Consider the following 3,738-nt stretch of genomic DNA (forward strand, 5'->3'; position numbering starts at 1 on the left):
TAATAAAAGTGTAATTTGAAATAACAGCAATAGAGCAGGACACCCTGCGGTCTACGGCCATTCCGACACTGATCGGGACAGGCTCTCCCTCAAGGGAGGAGTTAGTGCGTTGAAGGATTTTAAAGTACACAACTATTAAAAGGCAGTATTAAAATCGATGGCACCGCCCTAACTGTCCCCTTGAGGGGACTACAGGGGTGTTTGCCAACCAGAAAACATCAAATATGAAAACCAAACTAACAGTAATAAAAATCGGAGGTAACGTTATTGATGACGCTGAAACTTTAAAGCATGTGCTTCAGGAATTTAGCGAGCTGAACTCTCCGAAAATACTGATCCATGGGGGTGGGAAAATAGCCTCTGAGCTTTCGCTAAAATTGGGTATACAACCAAAAATGATTGAAGGAAGACGTATTACTGATGCTGAAACACTCAAGGTGGTCACCATGGCTTATGGTGGTTTGGTCAATAAAAATATAGTTGCCTTGCTACAGGCATTCGGATGTGATGCACTTGGCCTGACCGGGGCCGATGCCAACGTGATCCCTGCGCAAAAAAGGGCAAACAAAGAAATTGACTATGGATATGTAGGAGATTTTGAAACTGATAGCATCAATATTGAGAGGTTATCATTTTTCATTGAGGGAGGCCTTACGCCTGTATTTTGTGCCTTGACGCATGACAAAAATGGTTCTTTACTGAATACCAATGCCGACACGCTGGCGGCCGGAATAGCCACTGCTCTTTCTAAAAAGTACGATGTGAAACTTATCTACTGCTTTGAAAAACCCGGGGTACTGCTGGATGCAGAGGATGACAAAACCCTGATTCGTGAGCTAGGCTATTTGCACTACCAACAGCTCAAAGACGATGGCATTATCCATACAGGCATGATCCCCAAACTTGAAAATGCTTTTGCAGCCCGACGGCATGGTATTGATGTGGGTATTAAGCATGCTCTTGATCTGAATAAATCAGCAGGCACTATTCTGTTATAAATCCATGAACTACACGCAAGAAGCCATATCACTACTTAAAAAATTAATTACCATCCCTTCATTATCAAGAGAAGAGGAAGCCACAGCTGATGCTATTGCTACTTTTCTTGAGCAATATGGTGTAGCTGTAGTAAGGTCTGGCAATAATGTTTGGGCAAGAAACAAGTTTTATGACCCGAGGAAACCAACTATTCTCTTAAACTCTCATCATGATACGGTGAAGCCAAATGCAGGATATACCAGAGACCCATTTGCCGCGGAAGTAGTTGATGGAAAACTATTTGGATTGGGCAGTAATGACGCGGGCGGGCCTTTGGTAAGCCTGATCGCCACGTTTCTGACGTTTTATGAAAATGAAAATTTAACGCATAACCTGATTCTGGCGGCTACGGCCGAAGAGGAAATATCCGGCAAGGGTGGAATAGAAAGCATTTTACATGATCTGGGGCAGGTGGAACTGGCCATCGTAGGTGAGCCTACACTCATGCAAATGGCCGTTTCTGAAAAGGGACTTCTGGTACTGGACTGTACGGCCAAGGGAAAAGCAGGCCATGCTGCCAGAAACGAAGGAGAAAACGCCATATACAAAGCCATAAAGGATATTAGCTGGTTTGAAAATTTCCAATTCCCCAAAGTCTCGGAGACATTGGGACCAATCCATATGAATGTCACTCAAGTCCAGGCCGGATCACAACATAATGTGGTACCGGACACTTGCAGTTTTGTAGTTGATATTCGGGTAACAGATGCTTATAGTCATGAAGACATTTTAGAAATTATAGAGGCACATACCAGTTGCGACGTAAAGGCACGGTCAACGCGTTTGAAACCTTCTGGTATTGATAAAAATCATCCGGTTGTAACGCTTGCGAAGGAGATGGGTATCGAAACTTATGGATCACCAACATTATCAGATCAGGCACTGATCCCGTTCCCTAGTATAAAAATGGGCCCTGGTGACTCTGCCCGCTCGCATACTGCCGATGAATTTATTTATATTAAGGAAATTGAAGAGGGGGTTAGGGGATATAGGAAGTTGTTAGGAAGATTAGTTAGAAAATGAGGTGTATATCCGTAACGTAGAACACCCTCCCCCCTGCGGGCATCCCGATACTAATCGGGACAGGCTCTCCCTCAAGGGAGGACTTTAGTGCGGTTGAAGGATTTAAGAGTGTGCAACTATTTAAAAAGCAGTATTAAAATCGATGGCTCCGCTCCAACTGTCTCTTTGAGGGGACTACAGGGGTGTTAGGCGTCTAGAAAATAATATCAAAAACAGATCAACGAATACAAAATGAAACTCTGGGACAAAGGATACACCATAGAAAAAAAGATTGAAACTTTTACTGTCGGCAACGACCGAGAACTTGACCTTCACCTGGCAAAATATGATGCGTTGGGTTCGCTCGCCCATGCACAAATGCTGAAAGAAATCGGGTTAATATCAGCGGAGGAGCTGGAAGGCATAGAAAAGGAGATCAGCCTGATATTAAACCAGATCGTAGAGGGTTCTTTTGAAATAGAGGCTCACTTTGAGGATGTCCACTCTAAAATAGAGCACCTGCTTACCGAAAAACTGGGTGAAGCAGGTAAAAAGATCCATACTGCACGCTCCAGAAATGACCAGGTTTTGGTTGACCTGCACCTGTTTGCCAGAGATGAGATCCAGGAGATTAAAGGACTGATCAGCAAGCTTTTTGATCGGCTGATTGCACTAAGCGAACAACATAAAGATGTACTCCTTCCCGGATACACACACTTTCAGGTAGCCATGCCTTCGTCTTTTGGCTTGTGGTTTGGTGCCTATGCCGAGTCCTTGATCGATGATATCCACCTGCTCAATGCCGCATTCAAAATTGCAGACCAGAACCCACTTGGCTCGGCAGCAGGTTATGGGAGTTCCTTCCCTATTAACCGCACCTCCACGACAGAGAAAATGGGATTTTCCACCTTAAAATACAACTCCGTAGCCGCCCAGATGAGCCGCGGAAAACTGGAAAAATCCATGAGTTTCGGGCTGTCAAGCGCTGCCGGTACGCTATCCAAACTGGCCATGGATGTCTGCCTCTATATGAGCCAAAACTTTGGTTTCATCACTTTCCCTGATCACCTGACCACTGGCTCCAGCATTATGCCTCACAAGAAGAACCCGGATGTGTTTGAACTGGTACGGGCCAAATGTAACAAAATACAAGCCCTACCTACTGAACTCATCATGATCACCAACAACCTCCCCAGCGGCTATCACCGTGATTTTCAGATCTTGAAAGAAAGCCTTTTTTCAGCGCTTTTCACCCTCAAATCCTGCCTGGAGATCTCTGAATATATGCTTCAACACATAATTATCAACAAAAAAGCTATCGATGATCCTAAGTATGACTACCTGTATACAGTAGAGTCCGTCAATAAAGAAGTCATTGCGGGACTACCTTTCCGTGAGGCTTACCAAAAGGTGGGACAGGCCGTTCAGTCCGGAGCTTATGCACCTGATAAAGAGGTGAAGCATACCCATGAGGGCAGTATTGGTAATTTGTGTAATGAGGAGATTAAAGGGAAGATGAGGGAGGCTTTGGGGTAGAGCTGTTTTTTGTCCCGTCATCCTGAAATTTTCTACCTCGTGCACTCAAAAGGTACTACCAGGCTTCAGAGAAAATATTCAGGATCTCCCGAATCGGGGCAATGCTTGAACCTTCGGTTGTACTTCTTAATAGTTAATCCAATTAAGTCTATTTTATTTTTA

At 44.4% G+C, this 3,738-nt stretch carries 3 protein-coding genes; all 3 read left to right on the forward strand.

Annotated features, from left to right (window positions below; genetic code table 11):
• Nucleotides 1-224 precede the first annotated feature (224 nt).
• The 3 genes from argB (at nt 225) to argH (ending at nt 3,576) form a co-directional block, all read left to right on the forward strand.
• Nucleotides 225-998 carry an acetylglutamate kinase gene (gene argB, locus E1163_RS17435; RefSeq protein ID WP_155173737.1) on the forward strand — a complete coding sequence of 258 codons (774 nt, stop codon included), beginning with the start codon at nt 225-227 and terminating at the stop codon, nt 996-998.
• A gap of 4 nt (nt 999-1,002) precedes the next feature.
• Nucleotides 1,003-2,061 carry a M20 family metallo-hydrolase gene (locus tag E1163_RS17440; RefSeq protein WP_155173738.1) on the forward strand — a complete coding sequence of 353 codons (1,059 nt, stop codon included), beginning with the start codon at nt 1,003-1,005 and terminating at the stop codon, nt 2,059-2,061.
• Nucleotides 2,062-2,292: 231 nt separating this feature from the next.
• Entirely contained in the window at nt 2,293-3,576 is a 1,284-nt protein-coding gene (gene argH, locus E1163_RS17445) for an argininosuccinate lyase (protein ID WP_155173739.1), read from the forward strand.
• The last annotated feature ends 162 nt before the right edge of the window (nt 3,577-3,738 follow it).

Source organism: Fulvivirga kasyanovii (assembly GCF_009711405.1).
Lineage (GTDB): Bacteria > Bacteroidota > Bacteroidia > Cytophagales > Cyclobacteriaceae > Fulvivirga > Fulvivirga kasyanovii.

What these genes read in the sequence shown, in the direction of transcription:
- E1163_RS17440 (WP_155173738.1), top strand. Translation starts at nt 1,003, where the DNA reads ATGAACTACACGCAAGAAGCCATATCACTACTTAAAAAATTAATTACC.
- argB (WP_155173737.1), top strand. Translation starts at nt 225, where the DNA reads ATGAAAACCAAACTAACAGTAATAAAAATCGGAGGTAACGTTATTGAT.
- argH (WP_155173739.1), top strand. Translation starts at nt 2,293, where the DNA reads ATGAAACTCTGGGACAAAGGATACACCATAGAAAAAAAGATTGAAACT.